At 72.7% G+C, this 22,452-nt stretch carries 19 protein-coding genes and 1 pseudogene; 5 read left to right on the top strand and 15 right to left on the bottom strand.

All coding sequences use genetic code 11. The features are described 5' to 3' along the window. Positions 1–101 precede the first annotated feature (101 nt). Both ACFWTC_RS21965 and dacB read right to left on the bottom strand, forming a co-directional pair. On the bottom strand, positions 102–1,247 hold the full coding sequence (locus ACFWTC_RS21965; RefSeq protein ID WP_384028195.1) for a zinc-dependent metalloprotease: 1,146 nt from the start codon (positions 1,245–1,247) through the stop codon (positions 102–104). Positions 1,248–1,285: 38 nt separating this feature from the next. Beyond that, a complete protein-coding gene (gene dacB / locus ACFWTC_RS21960; RefSeq protein WP_384074385.1) occupies positions 1,286–2,740 on the bottom strand; it encodes a D-alanyl-D-alanine carboxypeptidase/D-alanyl-D-alanine-endopeptidase in 1,455 nt (484 codons plus the stop codon). 130 nt (positions 2,741–2,870) lie between these two features. Here dacB and ACFWTC_RS21955 point away from each other — a divergent pair, with 130 nt between their 5' ends. Together ACFWTC_RS21955 and ACFWTC_RS21950 are read left to right on the top strand one after the other, a co-directional pair. Continuing rightward, entirely contained in the window at positions 2,871–3,365 is a 495-nt protein-coding gene (locus tag ACFWTC_RS21955; protein ID WP_267723126.1) for an inorganic diphosphatase, read from the top strand. 205 nt (positions 3,366–3,570) lie between these two features. After that, complete coding sequence (locus tag ACFWTC_RS21950; protein ID WP_383918062.1) at positions 3,571–5,214, top strand: threonine/serine exporter ThrE family protein; 1,644 nt, start codon at positions 3,571–3,573, stop codon at positions 5,212–5,214. On the opposite strand, the pseudogene ACFWTC_RS21945 reads toward ACFWTC_RS21950, so the two are convergent. The 9 genes and pseudogenes from ACFWTC_RS21945 to ACFWTC_RS21905 all read right to left on the bottom strand — a co-directional run bounded on the left by ACFWTC_RS21945 (position 5,211) and on the right by ACFWTC_RS21905 (position 14,786). Further along, positions 5,211–6,084 (bottom strand): annotated as a pseudogene (locus ACFWTC_RS21945) (DedA family protein). The gene ACFWTC_RS21950 and the pseudogene ACFWTC_RS21945 sit on opposite strands and share 4 nt — an antisense overlap. Positions 6,085–6,216: 132 nt before the next feature. Further along, positions 6,217–6,975: a MerR family transcriptional regulator gene (locus tag ACFWTC_RS21940; RefSeq protein ID WP_383918065.1), complete on the bottom strand. Its 759-nt coding sequence runs from the start codon at positions 6,973–6,975 to the stop codon at positions 6,217–6,219. Between the two features lie 93 nt (positions 6,976–7,068). After that, a complete protein-coding gene (locus ACFWTC_RS21935; RefSeq protein WP_383918068.1) occupies positions 7,069–7,854 on the bottom strand; it encodes an ABC transporter permease in 786 nt (261 codons plus the stop codon). Continuing rightward, the gene (locus ACFWTC_RS21930) at positions 7,851–8,837 is read right to left on the bottom strand and encodes an ATP-binding cassette domain-containing protein (RefSeq protein ID WP_383918071.1); all 987 of its coding nucleotides are present in this window, start codon (positions 8,835–8,837) and stop codon (positions 7,851–7,853) included. The genes ACFWTC_RS21935 and ACFWTC_RS21930 overlap by 4 nt, the downstream gene beginning before the upstream one ends. Before the next feature lie 94 nt (positions 8,838–8,931). After that, a complete protein-coding gene (locus tag ACFWTC_RS21925; protein ID WP_383918074.1) occupies positions 8,932–9,546 on the bottom strand; it encodes a PadR family transcriptional regulator in 615 nt (204 codons plus the stop codon). 13 nt (positions 9,547–9,559) lie between these two features. Next, the gene (locus ACFWTC_RS21920) at positions 9,560–10,072 is read right to left on the bottom strand and encodes a DinB family protein (RefSeq protein ID WP_383918077.1); all 513 of its coding nucleotides are present in this window, start codon (positions 10,070–10,072) and stop codon (positions 9,560–9,562) included. 133 nt (positions 10,073–10,205) lie between these two features. After that, complete coding sequence (gene mrdA / locus ACFWTC_RS21915) at positions 10,206–12,299, bottom strand: penicillin-binding protein 2 (RefSeq protein WP_383918080.1); 2,094 nt, start codon at positions 12,297–12,299, stop codon at positions 10,206–10,208. A 61-nt stretch (positions 12,300–12,360) separates the two neighbouring features. After that, entirely contained in the window at positions 12,361–13,818 is a 1,458-nt protein-coding gene (locus ACFWTC_RS21910; protein ID WP_383918083.1) for an aldehyde dehydrogenase family protein, read from the bottom strand. An 89-nt stretch (positions 13,819–13,907) separates the two neighbouring features. Then, positions 13,908–14,786: a helix-turn-helix domain-containing protein gene (locus ACFWTC_RS21905; RefSeq protein ID WP_383918086.1), complete on the bottom strand. Its 879-nt coding sequence runs from the start codon at positions 14,784–14,786 to the stop codon at positions 13,908–13,910. A 357-nt stretch (positions 14,787–15,143) separates the two neighbouring features. On the opposite strand from ACFWTC_RS21905, the gene ACFWTC_RS21900 reads away from it, so the two are divergent. Continuing rightward, the gene (locus ACFWTC_RS21900) at positions 15,144–15,653 is read left to right on the top strand and encodes an ATP-binding protein (protein WP_383918088.1); all 510 of its coding nucleotides are present in this window, start codon (positions 15,144–15,146) and stop codon (positions 15,651–15,653) included. 123 nt (positions 15,654–15,776) lie between these two features. On the opposite strand, the gene ACFWTC_RS21895 is transcribed toward ACFWTC_RS21900, so the two are convergent. Next, the gene (locus ACFWTC_RS21895; protein ID WP_069920830.1) at positions 15,777–16,022 is read right to left on the bottom strand and encodes a DUF397 domain-containing protein; all 246 of its coding nucleotides are present in this window, start codon (positions 16,020–16,022) and stop codon (positions 15,777–15,779) included. A gap of 120 nt (positions 16,023–16,142) precedes the next feature. Beyond that, complete coding sequence (locus ACFWTC_RS21890; protein ID WP_384028197.1) at positions 16,143–18,188, bottom strand: FUSC family protein; 2,046 nt, start codon at positions 18,186–18,188, stop codon at positions 16,143–16,145. Between the two features lie 183 nt (positions 18,189–18,371). Here ACFWTC_RS21890 and ACFWTC_RS21885 point away from each other — a divergent pair, with 183 nt between their 5' ends. Beyond that, positions 18,372–18,488 carry a twin-arginine translocase TatA/TatE family subunit gene (locus ACFWTC_RS21885; RefSeq protein WP_383918094.1) on the top strand — a complete coding sequence of 39 codons (117 nt, stop codon included), beginning with the start codon at positions 18,372–18,374 and terminating at the stop codon, positions 18,486–18,488. A 33-nt stretch (positions 18,489–18,521) separates the two neighbouring features. Here the strand turns inward: ACFWTC_RS21885 and ACFWTC_RS21880 are convergent, their stop codons facing one another. Continuing rightward, positions 18,522–19,697: a DUF2786 domain-containing protein gene (locus tag ACFWTC_RS21880; protein ID WP_383918096.1), complete on the bottom strand. Its 1,176-nt coding sequence runs from the start codon at positions 19,695–19,697 to the stop codon at positions 18,522–18,524. A gap of 375 nt (positions 19,698–20,072) precedes the next feature. Between ACFWTC_RS21880 and ACFWTC_RS21875 the strand changes: the two genes are divergently transcribed. Further along, positions 20,073–21,848, top strand: a complete 1,776-nt coding sequence (locus tag ACFWTC_RS21875; RefSeq protein WP_384028198.1) for a bifunctional 3'-5' exonuclease/DNA polymerase — start codon at positions 20,073–20,075, stop codon at positions 21,846–21,848. Between the two features lie 25 nt (positions 21,849–21,873). Here ACFWTC_RS21875 and ACFWTC_RS21870 read toward each other — a convergent pair whose 3' ends face one another. Next, a complete protein-coding gene (locus ACFWTC_RS21870) occupies positions 21,874–22,371 on the bottom strand; it encodes a GNAT family N-acetyltransferase (protein ID WP_383918102.1) in 498 nt (165 codons plus the stop codon). Between the last annotated feature and the right edge of the window lie 81 nt (positions 22,372–22,452).

The following is a 22,452-nucleotide window of genomic DNA, read 5'->3' as shown; positions in this document are numbered from 1 at the left end:
AGCCGAGCCGTTCCCCGAGCATCGCACGCCCTTTCCCGGCCCACGGTCCCTCGGACGGGTGACGCTGCTTCCCCCAGTGAGACATGTTTACGCCCCCTGCGTCACCCCCGTTCGCTCTCTTCGCTCCCCTTGCGGTGCACCCGGGCCACCCAGTCCGCGGGCCTGGCGATCTCGGCCTTGGTCGGCAGTGTGTTCGGAGAGGTCCACACGCGGTTGAAGCCGTCCATGCCGACCTGGTTGACGACGGCGCGCACGAAGCGTTCGCCGTCGCGGTACTGGCGCAGCTTCGCGTCGAGGCCGAGGAGCTTGCGCAGCGCGGCGTCGAGTCGGCCGGCCCCGGTGGCCCTGCGCTGCTGGAACTTCTCCCGGATCTCGGCGACGGAGGGCACCACCTGGGGGCCGACCCCGTCCATGACGAAGTCGGCGTGGCCCTCCAGGAGGGACATGACGGCGGTGAGCCGGCCCAGCACCTCGCGCTGCTCGGGGGTCTGCACGAGCTCGACGAAGGAGCGGCCCTCGTCGCCCCGTTCGGCGTCCGGGCGGGCCCCGGCGAAGGACTGGGCGGCTTCACGGATTCGCTCCAGGACCGTCGAGGGGTCCATGTCGGTGGCTCCGAGGAACGTCTGGATTTCGCCCTCCAGGTGGTCCCGGAGCCACGGGACGGCCGTGAACTGCGTACGGTGGGTCTCCTCGTGCAGGCAGACCCACAGCCGGAAGTCGTGCGGGTTCACCTCCAGCTCGCGCTCCACGTGCACGATGTTCGGCGCGACGAGCAGCAGCCGCCCGCCGCCCGCGGCGGCGCCCGGCAGGTCGCGGGAGGGCGGGGCGAAGGTCTCGTACTGGCCGAGGACGCGGGAGGCCAGGAAGCTCAGCAGCATGCCGAGTTCGACGCCGGTGACCTTGCCGCCGACCGCACCGAGGACGGCGCCGCCGGGAGTGGCGGCGCGGCGCTCCTGCATCGTGCCCAGCAGGGGCTGGAGGAGGGCCCGGAAGCCCGCCACGTTGGCCTTGACCCATCCGGCGCGGTCGACGACCAGCACGGGCGTGTCGGGGAGGACGATGCCCTCGGGCATCATCCGGGTGAACTCGCGCACGTGCCGTTCCGAGGTCCTGGCGTGCCCGCGCAGCTCCGCGACGACGGCCCGCGCCTCGTCCCGGCCGACCTCCGGGCCGGGTCGCACCAGCCGGGTCGCGGTCGCCACCGCGAGGTTCCAGTCGACCATCTCCGCACCACTGATGCTCGTCATGCGTCAACCGTACGTGGACCGGCCCCCCGGCGGACCCCCTACGACGTGGCCGCGACCGCCGCGGCCAGCTTGTCCAGGGCCTTCTCCGCGCCTTCGGGGCCCGGGCTGTTCGAGGTGAGGAAGGCGAAGGCGAGGAGCCGGCCGGAGGAGTCGACGACGGTTCCGGCGAGGGAGTTCACCCCGGTCAGGGTGCCGGTCTTGGCCCGGAGCAGGCCCGCGGCCGGGGAGGCGCCGGCGTTGCGGGCGCGCAGCGTGCCGGTGAACCCGGCGACGGGGAGCCCGGTCAGGACGGGCCGCAGCTCCGGCCGCTGCGGGTCGGCGGCCTCGGCCAGCAGCCCGGTCAGCAGGCCGGCGCTGACCTTGTCGGCGCGGTTCAGACCGCTGCCGTCGGCGAAGCGGGAAGCGGCGGTGTCGACGCCGAGGGAGGCGAGGCGGGCGGCGACGGCCTTCTCGGCGCCCTCGAAGCTGGCGGGCTGCCCGGAGGCGAGGGCGGTCTGCCGGGCGAGTGCCTCGGCGATGTCGTTGTCGCTGTTGGTCAGCATCCGCTCGACGAGCCCGGCCAGCGGGGTGGAGGGGGTGGAGGCCAGCGGCTGGGCGCCCTGGGGGGCCTTGGCGCGGGCGGGTTCGCCGGTGACCGTGATGCCGCGCTCGGCCAGCAGGGCGGCGAAGGCGCGGGCGGCGTCCTTCGACGGGTCCTCGGACCGGTCGACGGGGCCGGAGACGGACTCGTCGGGACGGCCCTCGTCGGCCGTAAGGGCGGTCACGAGCGCGAGGTTGGGGTTGACGCCGATCGGGTGGCGGGCGGGGCCGGTGTAGAGGGAGTCGTCGTACCCGAGGCCCACGGAGGCGGTGCCGGCGGCCTTGAGGGCCTGGGCCGTGTCGGCGGCGAGGGCTACGAGGCTGCCGCCGGAGCCGGCGGGCGCCTTCTTGCGGGCGGTGAGCGAGGGGTCTCCGCCGCCGACCAGGACGATCTGCCCGGGGGCGGCGCCCTGGGCGACGGTCGTACGGATCCGGTGCTCGGGCCCGAGGGCGGCCAGCGCCGCCGCCCCGGTGGCGATCTTGACGGTGGAGGCGGGGGTCATCGCGTCCCGCGCCCCGGCCTCGTACAGCACCTGCCCGGTGGCGGTGTCGACGACGGAGGCGGCGCGGACGGTGCCGAGGGCCCGGTCGGCGAGCAGCGGGCCGAGCGCGGCGGCGAGACCTCCGGAGGCGGCCGCGGCCTGCCCGCGCGGGACGCCCGGGCCGACGGCCCCGAGCACCCCGGGGGCGCTGGGCGCGGCCTGCGGCTGCGGCCCGGCACCGTGATCTGCGCCACCCGTACGGCCCCAGGAGGCGACCCTGTCCCGCTCGGCCTTACGCTGGCCGGAGTCCCAAGGACCGGCGGCGGACACCGTCGCCACCGACAGGGCCAGGCCGAGGGCGGCCGACCCTGCGATGAGCTGCCACGTCTTGAGCGAGGGCACCTCGGACCAGCCCCTTTCGCGATCACACATATGCGTGAGGGACACTTAACCACTGCGTCTTGCCGCGAGCATGGCACCCCACCCCCGCGGGGCGGGGCACCGCGCGCGCTGGAACCAACGCAGTCCCGGAGCAATGAAGCTGATCATGGAGGAGCAGGACGTGGAGTTCGACGTCACCATCGAGATCCCCAAGGGTTCGCGGAACAAGTACGAGGTGGACCACGAGACCGGCCGGATCCGTCTGGACCGACGCCTCTTCACCTCGACCAGCTACCCGGCCGACTACGGCTTCGTCGAGAACACCCTCGGCGAGGACGGCGACCCGCTGGACGCGCTGGTCATCCTGGACGAGCCGACCTTCCCCGGCTGCCTGATCAAGTGCCGCGCGATCGGCATGTTCCGCATGACGGACGAGGCGGGCGGCGACGACAAGCTGCTGTGCGTGCCGGCCTCCGACCCGCGCGTCGAGCACCTGCGCGACATCCACCACGTGTCCGAGTTCGACCGCCTGGAGATCCAGCACTTCTTCGAGGTCTACAAGGACCTGGAGCCGGGCAAGTCGGTCGAGGGCGCGAACTGGGTCGGCCGCACCGAGGCCGAGGCCGAGATCGAGAACTCCTACAAGCGCCTCGAGGCGCAGGGCGGCCACCACTAGGTTCCGCCGGTGAGCGGGTCCGAGGGGCGCTTCGCCCCCGGCCTGCGCACGCGTCAGCGGGCGGCACCCCCCGTCGGGGGTGCCGCCCGCTGTGCGTTTCCGGTGCGGGCCCGCCCCCCTTCGCCGGGGACGAAACGATTCCGCATACTGAAGGCGCGGATGATCACGGGGATGGTCACGGGGGTGATCACGAACAGGAGGACGCGTGGCGGAGGCCGACGGGGCAGAGGACAGGAAGCCCCAGTCCGACGAGGCGCACAGCGCCTTCACCACGCCGTCCGGGATGGCGCCCGAGGCGGCGGAGGAGGACCAGCCGACCTCCGAGTTCGCGGTGCCCGACGGCTTCGCGACCCTCCCGGTGGAGCCGGAGGGCTCCGCGTTCGCCCACCCCGCGACGTACAGCGCCCACCACTCCCCGCCCGCCCACACCCCCGGCCAGGGGTTCCCCGTGACCCGGTTGAAGGAGTCCCCCTGGCAGGACCGGATGCGCACCATGCTGCGCATGCCGGTCGACGTCCGCCCCGTGCCCGACCGCGTGTACAAGCAGCCCGAGGACACCGGCCCGGCCGTGGGGCGCGTCCTCGACCTGACCCTGCGCATCGGCGAGCTGCTCCTCGCGGGCGGCGAGGCCGCCGAGGACGTGGAGGCGGCCATGTTCGCGGTGGCCCGCTCGTACGGGCTGGACCGCTGCGAGCCCACCGTCACCTTCACCATGCTGTCGATCACCCACCAGCCCTCGCTGGTGGACGACCCGGTGTCGGCGAGCCGCACCGTGCGCCGCCGCGGCACCGACTACAACCGCCTCGCGGCCGTCTTCCGGCTGGTCGACGACATCAGCACCCACGACGACGTCTCGCTGGAGGAGGCCTACCGGCGCCTCGCCGAGATCCGCCGCAACCGGCACCCGTACCCCGGCTGGATGCTCACGACGGCCGCCGGGCTCCTCGCCGGCGCGGCCTCCACCCTCGTCGGCGGCGGGGTCCTGGTGTTCTTCGCGGCCGCGATCGGCGCGGTCCTCGGCGACCGGCTGGCGTGGCTCTGCGCCGGTCGGGGACTGCCCGAGTTCTACCAGTTCGTCGTCGCCGCGATGCCGCCCGCCGCCATCGGCGTGGCACTGAACATGACCGGCATCGACGTCAAGGCCTCCGCCGTGATCACCGGCGGGCTGTTCGCGCTGCTGCCCGGGCGGGCCCTGGTCGCGGCCGTGCAGGACGGCCTGACCGGCTACTACATCACCGCCTCCGCCCGGCTGCTGGAGGTCATGTACCTCTTCATCGGCATCATCCTGGGCGTGCTGGTCGTGCTCTACGTGGGGCTGCAGTTCAACGACGCCTCGCCCCGGCCGGAGGAGGTCCTCCAGATCCAGCAGCGGCCGCTGATCCAGATCGCCGCCTCGATGGTGCTGGTGTTCACCTTCGCGATCCTGCTCCAGCAGGAGCGCTCCACCGTGTGGATCGTGACGCTGAACGGCGGAATCGCCTGGTCGACGTTCGGGGCGCTGCACTACGCGGGGGGCCTGGAGCCGGTGCCGTCCACGGCCATCGCGGCCGGTCTGGTCGGCCTGTTCGGGCAGCTCTTCTCCCGCTACCGCTTCGCGTCCGCCCTGCCGTACGTGACCGCGGCCATCGGCCCGCTGCTGCCCGGCTCGGCGACGTACTACGGACTGCTGCTGATCGCCGAGAACCACCTGAGCCAGGGGCTCGGCTCGCTGACCAACGCCGCGGCCATCGCGCTGGCCATCGCGATCGGGGTCAACCTGGGTTCGGAGGTTTCGCGGATGTTCATGCGGATCCCGGGGGCCGCGAGCGCCGCCAAGCGCCGCGCGGCGAAGCGCACCCGCGGCTTCTAGCCCGAGGGCCGCGTCCCGCACCCCGCTTCCGCGCCCGCCGCTGCCCTCGTGCCGGCGTACGGCGCCCGTGCCGGCGTACGGCGCGCTCGGCGCACGCGTACGCCCCGGGGCCCTCTACGGGCCTCCGGGGCGTGACGGGCGTACCGCGGGCGGGCGGGGCCGCGGGCGGGGTTAGCGCTTGGCGTGGCGGCCGCGCTGGCCCGGCGCCTGCGGGCCCTCGTTCTCGACGGCCGGCGCCTGGGCGGCCTTCGCCTTGCCCTCCTTGCGGGCCTTCAGCACCTCGAAGACCACCGGGATCACCGAGACGAGGACGATGCCCACGAGGATCGGCTCGACGTTGGTCTTGATGAACTCGATCTGGCCGAGCCAGTATCCGGCGACCGTGACGCCCGCGCCCCAGCCGATGCCGCCGATGATGTTGTACGTCAGGAAGGTGCGGTACTTCATCGAGCCGGCGCCGGCGACCATCGGGGCGAAGGTGCGGATGATCGGCACGAAGCGGGCGAGCACGATGGCCTTCGGACCGTGCCGGTCCATGAACTCGTGGGCCTTGTCGAGGTTCTCGCGCTTGAAGAGCTTGGAGTTGGGCCGGTTGAACAGCTTCGGCCCGAAGAACTTGCCGATCATGTAGCCGACCTGGTCGCCGATGATGGCGGCGGCCACGATCAGCGTGCAGACCAGCCACAGCGGCTGCTTGATGTACTGGCCGTCCGCGACGAGCAGGCCCGCCGTGAAGAGCAGCGAGTCGCCGGGCAGGAACGCGAAGAGTCCCGACTCCGCGAAGACGATGACCAGGATGCCGATCAGACCGAAGTGCGAGATCAGATAGTCCGGGGACAGCCACGTAGGGCCGAGCGCAATCGTGTACACGGGTTCCGGACTCTCCTGGATCGGGGGGTTGCCGGCGCAGGCAGGCAGGCGGGGCGGGCGTCTCAATTATCAACGCACACGACCCCCGCCCGGTTCCAGGGACCGGCGGGGGTCGAATCCGTGACCTTCCGTCTACACGTTGCGGACCGCGTTGGCCGTGATCGCGTCCCGCACGAACACCGCCAGGCCGGGCCGCAGGGCGTCGTAGTAGGCCGTGAAGCGCTCGTCCGCGACGTACATCTCGCCGAGGCAGGTGTGCATCTCGTACGAGCAGGCGTAGTGGTTGCCGCTGATCCAGCCGCGGTGTTCCTCGGCCAGGTCCATGGCCGGCTCCGACTCGGCGGGCGCGCCCGAGTCCATCAGCGCGACGAGCCGCCGGTTGAGGTCGTCCGCCTGGTCCTGGATCCGCTGCCAGTCGTCCTTCGTGTAGCCGGCCGACCGGCGCTGCGACTCGGCGTAGGCGTCGGTGCCGCCCCAGCGCCGCTCCACCTCCTCCGCGTGATCGTCGGGATCGAAGTCCCCGAAGACCTCGAACTTCTCCTCGGGCGTGAGGTTGATGCCCATCTTCTGTGCCTCCATGGCGTTCTCCACGGCCGCGGCCATCTGCTGGAGCCGGGCGATCCGGCCGGACAGCAGGGCGTGCTGCCGGCGCAGGTGCTCCCGCGGATCCGATTCCGGGTCGTCCAGCAGGACCGCGACCTCGTCGAGGGGGAAGCCGAGCTCCCGGTAGAACAGGACGCGCTGCAGCCGGTCGAGGTCGGCGTCGTCGTACCGCCGGTGCCCCGCGTGGCTGCGGCCGCTCGGGGAGAGCAGCCCGATCTCGTCGTAGTGGTGCAGCGTGCGCACCGTCACTCCGGCGAATCCGGCGACCTGGCCCACGGAGTAGCCCATCTCTTCCGCTCCTCTCGGTTGGGTACGCCCTTCACTGTGGCTCCTCACGCGGCGTGAGGTGCAAGTCCGCCCCGCCGCGGGTCCGGGGACCGGTCAGCGGCTGAGGCCCCGGAAGCGGCCCACGGCCAGGGGGAAGAAGACCGCCAGCAGCAGGAGCGGCCAGCCGACGGCCAGCAGGCCGGCGTGGTCGGAGGCCCACGAGGAGGAGGCCGCCGCCGGGTTGCCGAACAGGTCGCGGACCGCGGTCGCCGTCGCCGACATCGGGTTCCACTCGACCACCGCCCCCAGCCACCCGGGCATCGACGCCGGGCTGGCGAAGGCGTTGGACAGGAAGCCCACCGGCCACACCAGGATTTGCACGGCCTGCACCAGCTCCGGCCGGCCCGCGACCATGCCCAGGTGGATCCCGATCCACAGCATCGCGAAGCGCAGCAGCAGGAGCAGCGCGAAGGCCGTCAGCGCGGCGCCCGCCGAACCGTGCCAGCGCCAGCCGAGCAGCATCCCGACCCCCGCCAGGACGGCGAGGCCCACCGCCGACTGGAGCATGTCGGCCGCGCTGCGGCCGACCAGGACGGCCGAGGAGGACATCGGCATGGCGCGGAACCGGTCGATGACCCCCTTGCCGAGGTCCTGGGTGACGGCCGTCATGGTGCCCTCCAGGCCGAAGGCCATGGTCAGCACCAGCATGCCGGGGACCAGGAACTCGACGTACTCGCCGTCGACGCCGCGTCCGCCGCCCACGAGGAAGCCGAACATCAGCAGCATCATGACCGGGAAGGCCAGCCCGACGACCACCTGCACCGGCTGCCGCGCCCAGTGCGCGAGTTCGCGCCGGGTCATCGTCCAGGAGTCCGAGACCATCCATGCCGCGGCGCTCATGCGGACACCTCCGTACGGTCGGCGCGGCCGGGCCGGGCGGACCCCCCGGACCCGTCGGACCCGGACCCGCCGGACCCGTCCGTCAGGTGGAGGAACACCTCGTCGAGCGTGGGCCGGCGGACCGCGAGGTCCGCCGCCTCGATACCGGCCCCCTCCAGCGCCCGCAGGGTCAGGGCCAGCCCCGCCATCCGGTCCTCGACCGGGAAGCCGAGCGTCGGCGGGTCCGTGGTCACCACCGGGTCCGGGAGCAGCGCGGCCGCCTCCGCCAGCCGGTCCGCGTCCCGCAGTACGACGACGATCCGGTCCGCGCCGACCAGGGACTTCAGCTCGTCCGCCGTCCCCTCGGCCGCGACCCGGCCGCCGTCGACCAGGGCGATCCGGTCGGCCAGCTGGTCGGCCTCCTCCAGGTACTGGGTCGTGAGCAGGACGGTCGTACCGCCGCCCACCAGGGAGCGGACCGCGCCCCACACCTCGGCGCGGCCGCGCGGGTCGAGCCCGGTGGTCGGCTCGTCGAGGAACAGCACCTCCGGGTCGGTGATGAGCGAGGCGGCGAGGTCGAGGCGGCGCCGCATGCCGCCGCTGTACTGCTTCACCGGCTTGCGGCCGGTGTCCGCGAGGCCGAAGCGGTCCAGCAGCTCGTCCGCCCGCAGCCCGGCCCGCCGGGCGCCCAAGTGGTAGAGGCGGCCGAACATCTCCAGGTTCTGGCGCCCGTCCAGTTCCTCGTCGAGCGCCGCGTGCTGGCCGAGGAGCCCGATCCGCGCGCGGACGGCGGCCGGGTCGGTCCGGGCGTCGTGGCCCGCGACGCGGACGGTTCCCGCGTCGGGGCGCAGCAGGGTGCTCATGATCCGTACGGCCGTGGTCTTGCCGGCTCCGTTGGGGCCGAGCACCGCCTGGACGGTGCCGGCGGGGACCTCCAGGTCGAGCCCGGTGAGGGCGGGCTTGTCCCCGTACCGCTTGTGAACGCCTTCGACGAAGACCGTCAAAGCGACTCCTTTGCTAGTCAAACTTGAATAGCGAGCTGCGCCAAGGTACTGCCCGCGAAGGGCCTAGTCAAACTTGATTACGCGGACTCGCGGATTACGCGTACGGATTCTCCTGGCCCTCGGCCAGAACCCCCACGAACGGTTCGCCGCCCTCGCCCGCGAAGGAGTACGCGCCCCCCTCGATCCGGGCGATCAGGCCCCGGGTCCAGTCCGCCTCGGCATCGGCGGAGTGCACCCAGCGGTGCATGATCTCGCCGATGTGCCCGAGCTGCTGCGGGCCGCCCTCCGGCGTGTAGTAGTCCGTCACCGACGAGCGCCACTGCGCCAGCTTCCCCAGCCGCTCCCGGAGCAGATCCAGCACCTCGGCCCGGGGGAGGTCGACCATGAAGCCGAGCGCCGAGGAGAGGAGGTCCGCCTTCTGGTCGTAGGCGGCCAGGGCCTCCCGCAGCAGCTTGAAGTACTCCTCGCGGCCGGCGGCCGTCACCTCGTACTCGGTGCGCGGCGGACCGCCGGCGACGCTCGGAGCCACCTCGTGCGCGAGCAGGACGCCCTGCTTGGCCATCTGCTTGAGCGCGTGGTAGATCGACCCGGGCTTGGTGTTGGACCACTCGTGCGCGCCCCAGTACTCGAGGTCGGCCCGCACCTGGTACCCGTGCGCCCGCCCGTGCTGGCGGACGGCACCGAGGACGAGAAGCCGGATCGCTGACATGGGGCCAGGCTACTCACCCCATCGCGCGGGTCCCGTCGAGGGATTCGCGGATGATGTCCGCGTGGCCCGCGTGCCGGGCGAACTCCTCCATCAGGTGCAGGAGCAGCCAGCGCATGGAGACCTTCGCGTCCTGCGGGAACCAGGGCGCCGGCGGCAGCGGGAAGCTGTCGTCGAGGCTGGGGACGGCGCGGATGAAGGCCTCCGTCTCCCGCGCGACCCCGTCCCAGTAGGCCAGGACGGACGCGATGCTCTCCCCCTCGACGAGCCGGAAGGCCTCGTTCCAGTCCGCTTCGGAACGCACGGTCTCGTCGGGCCTGCCCTGCGCCATCCGCAGCCAGCCCAGCTCGCACTCCGCCGCGTGCTTGAGCAGCCCGGACAGCGAGAGCTCGCTGACGCTCGGGCGGCTGGCCGCCTGCTCCTCGTTCAGCCCTTCCGCCGCCTCGCGCAGGGCGGCGCGCTGGGCCTCGACGAAGGACAGGAGGGTGCCGCGCTCGTCACCGGGGACCTCTGTGGAAACCTGAGCCATGGCGGACGCCTTCTTTCCGTGGGGTTCTCGTCGTTCTCGTGGTCTGTGCTCGTGGGCGAGGGGTTGTCGTCCCCCCGCTCACGAGAACCACGCTACGGAGCCTTGCGGTCAGTTCCCGTCCTCAATCGCCGGTTCAGCGCGCCGTGTCAGCGGTCTCGTCCGGGCGCAGGGCCGGGAGCCCGGCGGCCGGCTTCGGCAGCAGGGCCTTGGCGAGGTCCTGGTTGCCCTTCTCGTCCAGCCCGTACATGGCCTCGTAGATATTGCGGACCGCCGGGCCCGAGGCGCCGGAGCCGGTGCCGCCCTGGGAGATCGTCATGACGATCGCGTAGTCCTCGGTGTACGAGGCGAACCACGAGGTCGTCTGCTTGCCCTGGACCTCGGCGGTGCCGGTCTTGGCGTGCATCGGGATCTGCTTCTGCGGCCACCCGCCGAAGCGCCAGGCGGCGCTGCCGGTGGTGGCGACGTCGGCGAGGGCCCCGTCGATGTCGTCGCGCAGCTTCGCGTCCATCGGCAGCTTGCCCTGGACCTTCGGGGCGATCTCCTGCACCGAGGTGCCGTCGGCGCTGACGACGGCCTTGCCGACGCTGGGCTGGTGGAGGGTGCCGCCGTTGGCGATGGCCGCGTAGACGGAGGCCATCTGGACCGGGGTGACGAGGGTGTCGCCCTGGCCGATCGAGTAGTTGATGGCGTCGCCCTCGCGCATCTGGTTGCCCTCGCGGCAGTTCTCGTAGGCGATCTTCTCGGCGAAGGTGCCGTTCTTCTTGCCGTCGCGGCACCAGGCGGCCTTGCTCGCTTCGAAGAAGTCCTGCTTCCACTTGCGGTCGGGGACCCGGCCGGGCACCTCGTTCGGCAGGTCGATGCCGGTGGGCTTGCCGAGGCCGAACGCGTGCGCGGTCTTGAAGAACCAGTCGTTGGGGTTCTTCTTGGGGTTGATGCCGCCGTCCTTCTTCCACTCCTGGTCCGCGATGGCGTAGTACACCGTGTCGCAGGAGACCTCCAGGGCGCGGCCGATGGTGATGTCGCCGTAGCCCTGGGACTCGAAGTTGGTGAAGGTCTGGCTGCCGACCGAGTACGAGCTCGGGCAGGGGTAGCGCCGGTTGAAGGGGTAGCCGGCGTTGACCGCCGCCGTCGAGGAGACCACCTTGAAGACGGAGCCCGGAGCCGCCTGGCCCTGGATCGCCCGGTTCAGCAGCGGATAGTTCGACTTCTTGTCGGTGAGCTTGGCGTAGTCCTTGCCCGAGATGCCGCCCACCCAGGCGTTCGGGTCGTAGGTCGGGTTCGAGGCCATCGCCACGACGCGGCCGGTCTTGGCCTCCATGACGACGACGGCGCCCGAGTCCGCCACGTAGTTCTTGCGGGTGTTGTTCTTGTCGAAGGTCTTGCGGGCCTCGACCATGGCGTTGTTCAGCTCGCGCTCGGCGACCGCCTGCACCCGGGAGTCGATCGAGGTCACCACGTTCGAGCCGGGCTGCGACTTGTCGGTCTGGCCCTGGCCGGTGACCCGCCCCAGGTTGTCGACCTCGTAGCGGGTGATGCCGGCCTTGCCCCGCAGGTCCTTGTCGTACGTCCGCTCCAGGCCCGAGCGGCCCACCTGGTCGGAGCGCAGGTACGGCGAGTCGGAGTTCTTCGCCTTGGCGATCTCCTCGTCGGTCACCGGGGAGAGGTAGCCGAGCACCTGGGAGGTGTTGGCCCCGTCCGGTCCGGCGTAGCGGCGCATGGCGGTGGGCTCGGCGGTGATCCCGGGGAAGTCCTCGGCGTGCTCGTGGATCTGGAGCGCCTGCTCGGTGGTGGCCTCGTCGCTGACCGGGATGGGCTGGTAGGGAGAACCGTTCCAGCAGGGCTGCGGCGTCTTGGCGTCGCACAGCCGGACCTTGTCGACGACGTCCTGGGGGTTCATGCCCAGGACCCCGGCGAGGCGGGTCAGCACCCCCGTACCGCGGTCCTTCATCTTGAGCAGCTCGGTCCGGCTGGCGGAGACCACGAGGTGGGTCTGGCTGTCGGCGAGCGGGACCCCGCGGGAGTCCAGGATCGAGCCGCGGACCGCGGGCTGGACCACGCGCTGGACGTGGTTGTTCCTGGCCTCGTCCGTGTACTCCTGGCCGTTGCGTATCTGGAGGTACCAGAGTCTTCCGCCCAGGGTGAGCAGGAGCGAGAAGACGACGATCTGGATGACGACGAGCCGGTTCTGGACCCGAGGGGTCCGGCCGGTCTCGGGTATGTTGCTCAACTCTGTTCTCCCCCGGGCGGCTGCTCCGCGTACGCCCGGTCGAGTGTAGATCGGGCGCCCCTCAGAAGGGGAAGCGCGTCCGCCCGTGCTGCACCGAGATCCACTTCTGGGTCGTGAACGCCTCGACGGTCGCCTCGCCGTTCAGCCGGCCCAGCCCCGAGGCCTTCTCCCCGCCGAAGGCGGCCAGCGGCTCGTCCCCGATCGTGGAGTCGTTGACGTGGATCATCCCCGTCTCGATGCGCTGCGCGAAGCGCACGCCCCGCTCCACGTCCCGGGTGTGCACCGCGCCGCTCAGCCCGTACGGGGTGAGGTTGGTCAGCCGTACGGCCTCGTCCTCGCCGTCGAAGACCACCAGCAGGGCCACGGGGCCGAAGATCTCCTGGCCCAGCAGCGGGGAGTCCTCGGGGAGGCCGGCCAGGACGGTCGGTTCCACCAGATTGCCGCGCGTAGATCCGCGTACGAGCGCCTGCGCGCCCTCGGCGACGGCCCGGTCCACGAGCGCGGTGAGGGCGTCGGCCTGGAAGGAGTTGATCAGTGGACCGATGTGGGTGTCCGCGTCGTGCGGATCGCCCGTCTTCAGGGCGCGGACCCGGGCGGTGAACTTCTCGGTGAACTCCTCCGCGACGGAGGCGTCGACCAGGATGCGGTTGGCGGCCATGCAGACCTGGCCCTGGTAGACGAACCGGCTGAAGACGGCCGCGTCCACCGCGTAGTCGAGGTCGGCGTCGTCGAGGACGACGAGCGCGCTGTTCCCGCTGAGCTCCAGGACGGTCCGCTTGAAGTGCCGGGCGGCGACGGCGCCGACGTGCCGGCCGACGCGGTCCGAGCCGGCGAAGGAGATCACCTTGGGCACGGGGTGCGTCAGGAGGGCGTCGCCGATCTCCGCTATGTCGGTGACGAGGACGTTCAGCAGGCCCGCGGGGAGCCCGGCGTCCTCGAAGATCTTGGCGATGACCCCGCCGCCGACCACCGGCGCGTTCTGGTTCGGCTTGATCACCACGGCGTTGCCCAGGGCCAGGGCCGGGGCGACGGACTTCAGGGTGACCAGGAACGGGAAGTTGAACGGGCTGATCACGGTGATCACGCCGACGGGGAGTCGCTGGACGCGGTTCTCCTTGCCCTCGACCGGCGAGGCCAGGATGCGGCCCTCGGGGCGGACGGCCAGCTGGATCGCCTCGCGGATGAACTCCATGGCGATGTGGACCTCGTACTCGGCCTTGGGACGCGTCCCGCCGAGCTCGTCGATCATCGCCTCGACGATCTCCTTCTCGCGCTCCTCGGTGATCCGCAGGGCGCGCTCCAGGACCGCGCGTCTGGTGTAGGGGCTGGTGGCCGCCCACGCGCGCTGGGCGCGCTCGGCGCCGCGGTAGGCCTGGTCCACCTGCTCGACCGTGGCCACGGTGATGGCGGCGAGCTTCTCCCCGTTGTACGGGTTGACGTCGATGATGTCCCACGAACCGGTACCGGCCAGCCATTCGCCGTCGATGTACTGGTGAGCCAGGTCGCTGAATATGGACATGCCATCCCTTACTGCGAGCGCGCACCCGTGCGCTGCACCGGAGACCGATCGGTCATCATGCACTGATCAGACGTCATAGTACGTGCGAATCAAGACAGTTGGAGCAGGCCGCGAAGAAGATCCCTGGTCTGGCCCGGGTCCGGGCAGTCGGCCTGAAGTCGCTCCATGGCCCTGCCGTACTGCCCCACTTCCTCGTCCTTGTCCAGGTAGAGGGCACTGGTGAGCTGTTCCAGATAGACGATGTCCTGCAGGTCGGACTCGGGGAAGCGGAGCAGGGTGAAGGCCCCGCTCTCGCCCGCGTGGCCGCCGAAGGAGAACGGCATCACCTGGAGCTGCACGTTGGGCCGCTGGGAGATCTCGATGAGGTGCTCCAGCTGGCCGCGCATGACGTCGCGGTCGCCGTACGGGCGGCGCAGGGCGGCCTCGTCGAGCACGGCGTGGAAGACCGGGGCGCTCTCGGAGACGAGGACCTTCTGGCGCTCCAGGCGCAGCGCGACGCGCCGGTCGATCTCGGCCGCGGTGGCGCCGGGCATGCCGCGGCGGACTACCGCCTGGGCGTACGCCTCGGTCTGGAGCAGGCCGTGGACGAACTGCACCTCGTAGATGCGGATGTGCGAGGCGGCGCCCTCCAGACCGATGTACGTCTGGAACCACCCGGGCAGCACGTCTCCGTAACTGTGCCACCAGCCGGTGGCGTTGGCCTCGCGGACCAGCCCCAGGAGGGATTCGCGCTCCGCGTCGTCCGTGACCCCGTAGAGCGTCAGGAGGTCCTCGACGTCCCGTGCCTTGAAGCTCACCCTTCCCAACTCCAAGCGGCTGATCTTCGATTCGGATGCGCGGATCGAGTAGCCGGCCGCCTCGCGGGTGATGCCGCGGGATTCACGGAGTCGCCTGAGCTGCGAGCCCAGGAGGATTCGGCGCACCACAGAACCGCTGGCTTCTGCGGTCACTAGTCCTGCCCTCCCCATCGCGATGGATGTGCGCCCCTTCCGCACTCGCGTGCGGGCGGGACAGCCAGCGGGGCCCCCGTACCCCAGGGGCCGCAGTCTGCCACCAAAACGCATCGGCCCGTACTCGTTCTGTAACGGAATCCCGCCTGCGGGGAAAGAAGTCCGTCCGTATGCGTAGGAAGAAATGAGCAAGAACCGTCACGGGAGTGGACAGGTCCGGCGCGTGCACGTGCATCTGCCCTTGCATCCGGCTCCGCCATTCGGAACGATGGTCCCCGCGCACCTGCGTGCTGTTCGCGCCGGAGCACGGACCCACCCCGCAGTTCTCTTTGGACGAGGCCGCCGCTTCGCCCGCGAATCCCGGGAGTGCCTCGCATGGGGACGAATGGATCGACCATGCTCGAGCCGTTACGGCAGGGGCTTCCCCCGGTCGACCCCACGGCTGTCTCCGGGTCCGCCTCCTGTGCTCTGCCCGCCCGCTTCGAGGCGGTGCGGGGCGCCCGCACCTTCACCCGCTCGACCCTGTCGCAGTGGGATCTCGACGACCGCTTCGACGACGTGTCGCTGGTCGTCTCCGAGCTCGTCACCAACGCGCTGCGCCATGCCCTGCCCGAGGACGCGCGGGGTACGTGCGCCGAGGCGGAGCCTCCGGTGCGGCTGCACCTGATGCGGTGGAGCACGCGGCTCGTGTGCGCGGTGCGCGACCCCAGCGAGGACCGGCCCGGCGGGGCCTTCTCACCGGAGCGCACGGAGGAGAACTTCGACCTGGAGTCCGGCCGCGGGCTGTTCCTGGTCGACTCCTACAGCGACAGCTGGGGCTGGCACCCGCTCGCGGGACGCCTCACCGGCAAGGTGGTCTGGGCGCTGTTCCTGCTCCACGACTGAGCCGCGGCGCCGTCGCCGGAGACGGCGGACGGCTCACCCCTTACACGCCAACCGGCCGGGATTGATCACTGCGATCAATCCCGGCCGCTGCACGTGCATGGCTTGTATGAGTGCGCTGTTCCGTCAGCCGATCAAGTGATCGAACTCGCCGTCCTTGACCCCCAGGAGCAGCGCCTCTATCTCGGCCGGCGTGTACACGAGGGCCGGTCCGTCGGGAAAGCGCGAGTTGCGCATGGCGACGTCGCCGCCGGGCAGTCTCGCGAACTCCACACAAGAGCCCTGAGAGTTGCTGTGTCTGCTCTTCTGCCACGTCAGCTCAAACAAGGAAGCGAGTTCTGCAGCTGCCATCCCGTTGTACGCGTGGTCCACAGGAAGCCCCCGATAGTGCAGATGTCAACTGCACCGGATCATAGCTGTGTTCATAAGCGCCTGCATGGGCAGATGCACGTGCACGGAGGGTGGCCCACTGATCACAAAAAGGGGGGCCCTTCAGGGCCGCAGGGCTTCGGACACTCCGTCGAGGGAGTCCACGAGCTGCTCGGCGGCCCCCCGCAGCACTCCCGACGCGGGGGTGTCCCAGGCCGTCAGCAGGTCCCGTACGCCGTCCCATTGCGGGACGCGGCGCTCCCGTACGGCCTTGGCCCCCGCCTCCGTCGCGGCGCGCAGCGCCTCGGCGAACTCCGCCGCCCCCGGCACCGGGGCCCCGTCCCGGTCCGGGGGGTGGGCCTCCAGGAGCATGGCGTGGCGGCCCAGCGCCGCCAGGGCGTCGCCTGCACCCTCGGCCGCCGCCCGGGACAGCCCGCGGTGGCGCACCGGCTCACCCGCCGCCCGCGCGACCGCGTCCTGCCAGGCGATGCGGGCGTCGCGGGTGTCCAGCAGGGCCGCGCGGACGTCGGCGCGGCGGGCCCCGGCCGGGTCGGCGTACTGGCGCAGCACGGCGGCCGCGTACCGTCCGTCCGCGGCCAGCCAGTCGGCGAGGCGGGTGCGCAGCCGCGGGGTCTCCCAGGCCGGGTAGAGGGCGTACGCGGCCATCGCGAGCAGCCCGCCGACCAGGGTGAGCGCCACCCGGTCGGGCACCGTCTGGTCCCAGCGGACCCCGCCCATGCCGAGCAGGAAGACGACGTACGCGGAGACGAAGAGCTGCGCGACGGCGTACCCGGTGCGCATCAGGACGTACATGAGGCCCGCGCTGACCACCGCGAGCAGGCCCGACAGGTACATGTCCGGATGGGCGAGCTGCACGATGCCGGTGGCGACGGCGACCCCGACCAGGGTCCCCGCGAAGCGGGCGACGGCGCGGGAGTACGTCTGGGTGAAGTCGGGCCGCATCACCATCACGGAGGCCATCGGCGCCCAGTAGGCGTGCCCGAGCGGCAGCGCGAGCCCGATCACGAGTCCCGCGCAGGCTACGGCGGTGACGCGCAAGGCGTGCCGCAGCACCGGCGACCCGGGCCGCAGCTCCGCCCGTACGGCCTTCAGGACCAGCGGCGCCATCCGCCACAGGGTGGGCCGCAGCATCGACTCCCCCGGGTCGGCGGTGCGCCCCGAGCCCGGCTCGGCCGTCTCCCGTACGTCGGCCAGCAGGGCGGCGAGCCGGCGCGCGGCCCGCAGTGGCGCGCCGGTGAGGAGGTCCGCCGTGTCGGGGGACCTCAGGACGGCGAGGGCCGGAGCGGGCGGCCGGACCGGCTCCCCGTGCCGGATCGCCCGCGCGGCGGCGTCGAGCACCGACGCGGCGGCGGCGAGCAGCTCCCGCACCCGGTCCCGCGCCGGCCCCTCGGCGGGCGCCCCCACGGCCGGGTCGGCGAGCGAGGCCAGCACGGACCGGATCCGCTCGGCGAGCCCCCGCGCCCCGTGCAGTTCGGCGGGGCGCCGCCGGGCCTGCCGGGCCGTGACGGTGGCGGCGGCCCGCGCCCGCATCAGCGGCTGCGGGTCGAAGGGCGCGTGGGGGTCGTGGCGCAGCCGCCGGGCGTAGTCCGCCTCGGCGGCGAGCGCGTCGGCCAGGGCGTCGCGCTGGGCGCCCCAGCGGCGGATGGGGAAGAGGACGATCAGCAGCGCCTGGACCATCCCGCCGGCGGCGATCATCGCGGCGTGTCCGGCGGCCTGCGGGACGGAGGTCGGCAGGGTGACGGTGACCAGCATGATCGCGACGTTGCCCGAGGCGATGATCCCGGCGGTGGGGCCGACCGCCCACATCAGGCTCGCGGCGAAGGTCCAGACGGCAAGGAGCGCGAGGAAGAGCGCGGTGTTCGAGGAGCCGACGAGGTAGCCGACGAAGGTGGAGACGGCCAGGGTCAGGCCGGAGGCGAGGGCGAGGACGGGCCGCGGACGCCAGCTCTGCTGGAAGGTGGCGATGGCGGCCATGAAGGCGCCGAACGCGGAACTGGCGGCGGCCCCGGGACCGAGGAACGCGAGACCTGCGCCGATGACGATCGCGAGACCGGCGGCCGCGCGCAGGGCGACCAGGGGTTCCAGGCGCGTCCGCTCGACCGTCACGCCCGACCGGGCGGTGTCCTTCAGCGCCCGGAGCCAGCTCATGGCGTCGAGCGTAACCGTGCGGTGGCCGCTTCAGCTTTCAGGACTTCTTCAGATTTGTCCCGACCCGCTCCGCGGCTGTTCCATGGGTCCGATCATCATCCGATCGGTCATCATCCCGAAGGTCATCGTCCCGATCGGTCATCGTCCCGATCGCTGTTCGACAGCCGTCCGAGGGGGCCCTCCGTGTTCCGCAACGCCGTGCAACCGTGGCACCTGGTCGTGGTGCTGGTCGTCTGCCTGCTGGTGTTCGGCTCGAAGAAGCTGCCCGACATGGCCCGGGCGGTAGCCGGGCGGGGGTAGAGGGACGGGCCGGCGGGGCGGCGGTCCGGTGCTCTAACGGGGCAGCGGGGTGCGCCTGCCGCCCATGTGCGCGCGGTCGGCGGCCGCCGTGCCGTCCTCCCAGCCCGCGTGGTCGGTGGCCCCGCGCAGCCGGGTCGTCGTGGTCCGGGGGAACATCTCGTCCGCCCGGGAGGTCACCGCCACGTCGCGGGCCACCAGGGCGGGCAGGTTGTCCGGGGCCTCGGCGGCCGTGTGCTCGGCCGTCTCGGCGAGCCGCTGGCCGAGCCTGCTGGCGTACGCGAGCAGGAAAGATTGCCGGAAGGTCTTCGTCCGCTTGCGCCCGCCGGAGCGCTGCGCGGCCTCCGCGCGGGTCATCGCCGCCGTCCCCTGCACGAGCAGCGAGGTGTACAGCAGCTCCACCGCCTCCAGGTCGCTCTCGAAGCCGACCACCGTGGAGAACTCGAAGCCGCTGTTCCACACCGCCCGGCAGCGGTTGGCGGTGGCCACCGCGTCGAGCAGGACCGCCTTGGCCTCCTCGTACGGCGGCTCGACACCGAGCCGGCACGCCCCGGGCACCCGCGCGGGCCCGCCGCCGCGCGCCGCCAGCAGCGCCTCGTCCACGGTGTGCCGGGCCATCAGCTCCTGGGCCTTGGCGCTGAGCGCCTCCGCCTCCTCCGGGAAGGTGGTCGCCTCGGCCTTGGCGAGCAGGGCCCGGATGCGGCCGAGCATCCGCGGCTCGATGTGCGCGTGCTCCCCGAGGTCCGCCGGGTCGCCCGGCAGCGGGCCCACGGGCTCGATCGAGGGCAGCCGGATCAGCAGCCGCAGCACTTCCAGGAAGGCACCGGCCAGCGTGAACCGGTCCGTCCGCTCCCGCTGCGCCAGCCGGTCGGCGTACTCCCCGTCGCTCCCCCACCACGCCTCGGCGTCCGTCCACCGGGCGGGGAGCCGGGCGTAGCGGCGCGCCTCGGCGGCGATCAGGTCCCCGGTGATCCTGAGGTGCCGCTCGTCGAGGTCCCGGCGCACGAGCCGCAGCACGTCGGCCGGCTGCCAGCCGCGCTCCCAGCCCTGCCGTACGTACGCCTCCCCGCGCGCGAGCAGCTCCTGGCCCACCCCGGGCCACAGCGCGGGCTCGGCGACGAGCACCGACGCGCCGGTGTCCAGCCCGGTGTCGTCCTGGGCGTAGAGGGCGGCGGCGAAGGCTCGGTCGACGGTCTCGGCAAGGTCTCTCACACCCTTCAGCTTGGCATGTCCCCCACCCAAGCCCCCATTCCAGCCCCGCGGGGGCTTGAGGCGCGGGACCCTGCCACGGCCCCCATCCCAGCCCCGCCGGCGTTTGAGGCGCGGGGCCCGGGGCGGAGCCCCTTCCAGCCCGGGCAACGGCGCGGCACGACCACCCCCACGCGGGCGCACACCCCTCCACTCCCGTGGCAACGGCCCCCATTCCAGCCCCGCCGGCGTTTGAGGCGCGGGGCCCGGGGCGGAGCCCCGGCAACGGCGCGGCACCCGGCCCGACGACCCCCGGCACGGGACCGGCCCCCCAAGCCCCCGGCAGGGGACCGGCACGGCGCCACCCCCCTGTCAGACCCCGGTGGGACACTCGCACCCGTGAGCGAAAACGCCGGCCGGTGGGCCCTCGCCGAGGACGCCGACGGGTGGTGGCACGCCGCGCCCGTCACCCCCGGGACCCCGACCGGGGCCGGGGCCGGGGCCCCGCCGAGCCCCGCCGGGCCCCGGCTCCGCGTCCGCGACCCCGCCGAGGCGGTCCGGGCCGCCCCCGCCGGGACGCGGTGGGTGTGGCGGTCCACCGCCGCGGTGTACCCCCGCCTGCTCGCCGCCGGCGCCCGCGTCGAGCGGTGCCACGACGTCGAGGACGCCGAGCTGCTGCTGCTCGGCCACGAGGGCCGGTTCGGGGAACCCCGGTCGGCGGCGGCCGCCTGGGCCCGGCTCAGGAACGAGCCCGTACCGCCCGATCCGCCGCAGCGGGCCGCCGTGCCCGGTACGCAGGACTCCCTCTTCGACCCCCAGCCCGCCCCCGTACCCCTCGACGCACTGCTAGCCGTCCACGCCGACCAGGTGCACCGCCTCGGCGCCACCGCCCAACCCGACCGGATGCGGCTGCTCGTCGCCGCCGAGTCCGCGGCCTTCCTCGTCGCCGCCGAGATGAACCGCGCGGGCCTGCCCTGGCGGCCCGACGTGCACCGCGCCCTGCTCACCGACCTGCTCGGCGAGCGGTACGCCGGCGGCGGCGAACCCCGCCGGCTCGCCGAACTCGCCGACGAGGTGTCCGCCGCGTTCGGCCGCCGCGTGCGCCCCGACCTGCCCGCCGACGTGATCAGGGCCTTCGCCGAAGCCGGGATCAAGCTCAAGTCCACCCGCCGCTGGGAGATCCAGGAGCTGGACCACCCCGCCGTCGAGCCGCTGATCGCGTACAAGAAGCTGTACCGGATCTACACCGCCCACGGCTGGAGCTGGCTCGCCGACTGGGTCCACGACGGCCGCTTCCGCCCGGAGTTCATCCCCGGCGGGACCCTGACCGGCCGCTGGGTCACCAACGGCGGCGGGGCCCTGCAGATCCCGAAGGTGATCCGCCGGGCGGTCGTCGCCGACCCCGGCTGGCGGCTCGTCGTCGCCGACGCCGACCAGCTGGAGCCGCGCGTCCTGGCCGCGATCTCCCGCGACCCCGCGTTCATGGAGGTGGCCGGCCGGCCCGAGGACCTCTACACCGCCGTGTCCCGCCAGGGCTTCTCCGGCGACCGGGACAAGGCGAAGCTCGCCGTCCTCGGCGCCGTCTACGGGCAGACCTCCGGGGACGGCCTGAAGAACCTCGCCGCACTGCGCCGCCGCTTCCCCCGCGCCGTGGCGTACGTGGACGACGCGGCCCGCGCGGGCGAGGAGGGACGGCTCGTACGGACCTGGCTGGGCCGCACCAGCCCGCCCCCCGCCACCTCCGCGGACGCGGACGTCGACGCGGACGGGACCGGAACCGGAACCGGAACCGGCGGCAGCGGCAGCATCGGCAGCGAGGGCGGCGAAGCCGGACTCCCGCAGGAGCGCGACGACGCCTGGACCCCGAGCTACGCCTCGGCCAACACCCGGGCCCGCGGCCGCTTCACGCGCAACTTCGTGGTGCAGGGCAGCGCCGCCGACTGGGCCCTGCTGCTCCTCGCGGCCCTGCGGCAGGCGACCGCCGGGATGCGGGCCGAGCTGGTGTTCTTCCAGCACGACGAGGTGATCGTGCACTGCCCGGCCGAGGAGGCCGCGGCGGTCGCCGAGGCGATCCGCGCCGCCGGGGACCGGGCCGGGCGGATCGCCTTCGGCGACACCCCGGTCCGGTTCCCGTTCACGACGGCGGTCGTGGAGTGCTACGCCGACGCCAAGTGACTCCGGACCGGGACCGGGACGGGGTTCAGGCCAGGCCTTCCAGCCCGTGGAGGTAGATGTGGAACTCGTCGCGGACGAAACCCTCCGCCTCGTACAGCCCCTGCGCGACGTGGTTGTCGTACGCCGTCTCCAGCTGCACCGCGGCCGCCCCCGCCGCGGCGGCGCGGCGCAGCACCTCGCGCAGCAGCGCCGTCGCCGCGCCGGTACGGCGCCCGGCCGGGGCCACGTACAGGTCGCTGAGGATCCAGGCCGGCCGCAGGGCGAGGGAGGAGAACGTGCGGTAGACCTGCGCGAACCCGACCGTCCCCGCCCCCGGCACCTCGGCGAGCAGCACCAGTGACTCGTCCTTGGCGATCCGTTCGGCGAGGAACGCCCGCGGGCGGTCCGGGTCCTCGACCTCCACCTCGTAGAAGTCGAGGTAGCCCCGGAACAGCGCGGCCGCGTCGTCGAGGTCCGCCTCCCCGGCGGTGCGGAGCACGACCCCGGTGCCCGGCTGCTGCCCCTGCGATGCCTGAGCGTTCATGTACGTCGTCTTTCCCTCTGTCGGCGTCCCTCGCGGAAACCCATTGTGCGCGGGACGGGAGGGGACGGGATGGGGAGGGGC

Source organism: Streptomyces sp. NPDC058619 (genome assembly GCF_042717785.1).
Lineage (GTDB): Bacteria > Actinomycetota > Actinomycetes > Streptomycetales > Streptomycetaceae > Streptomyces.
This window is presented reverse-complemented; position numbering and strand designations above follow the sequence as displayed.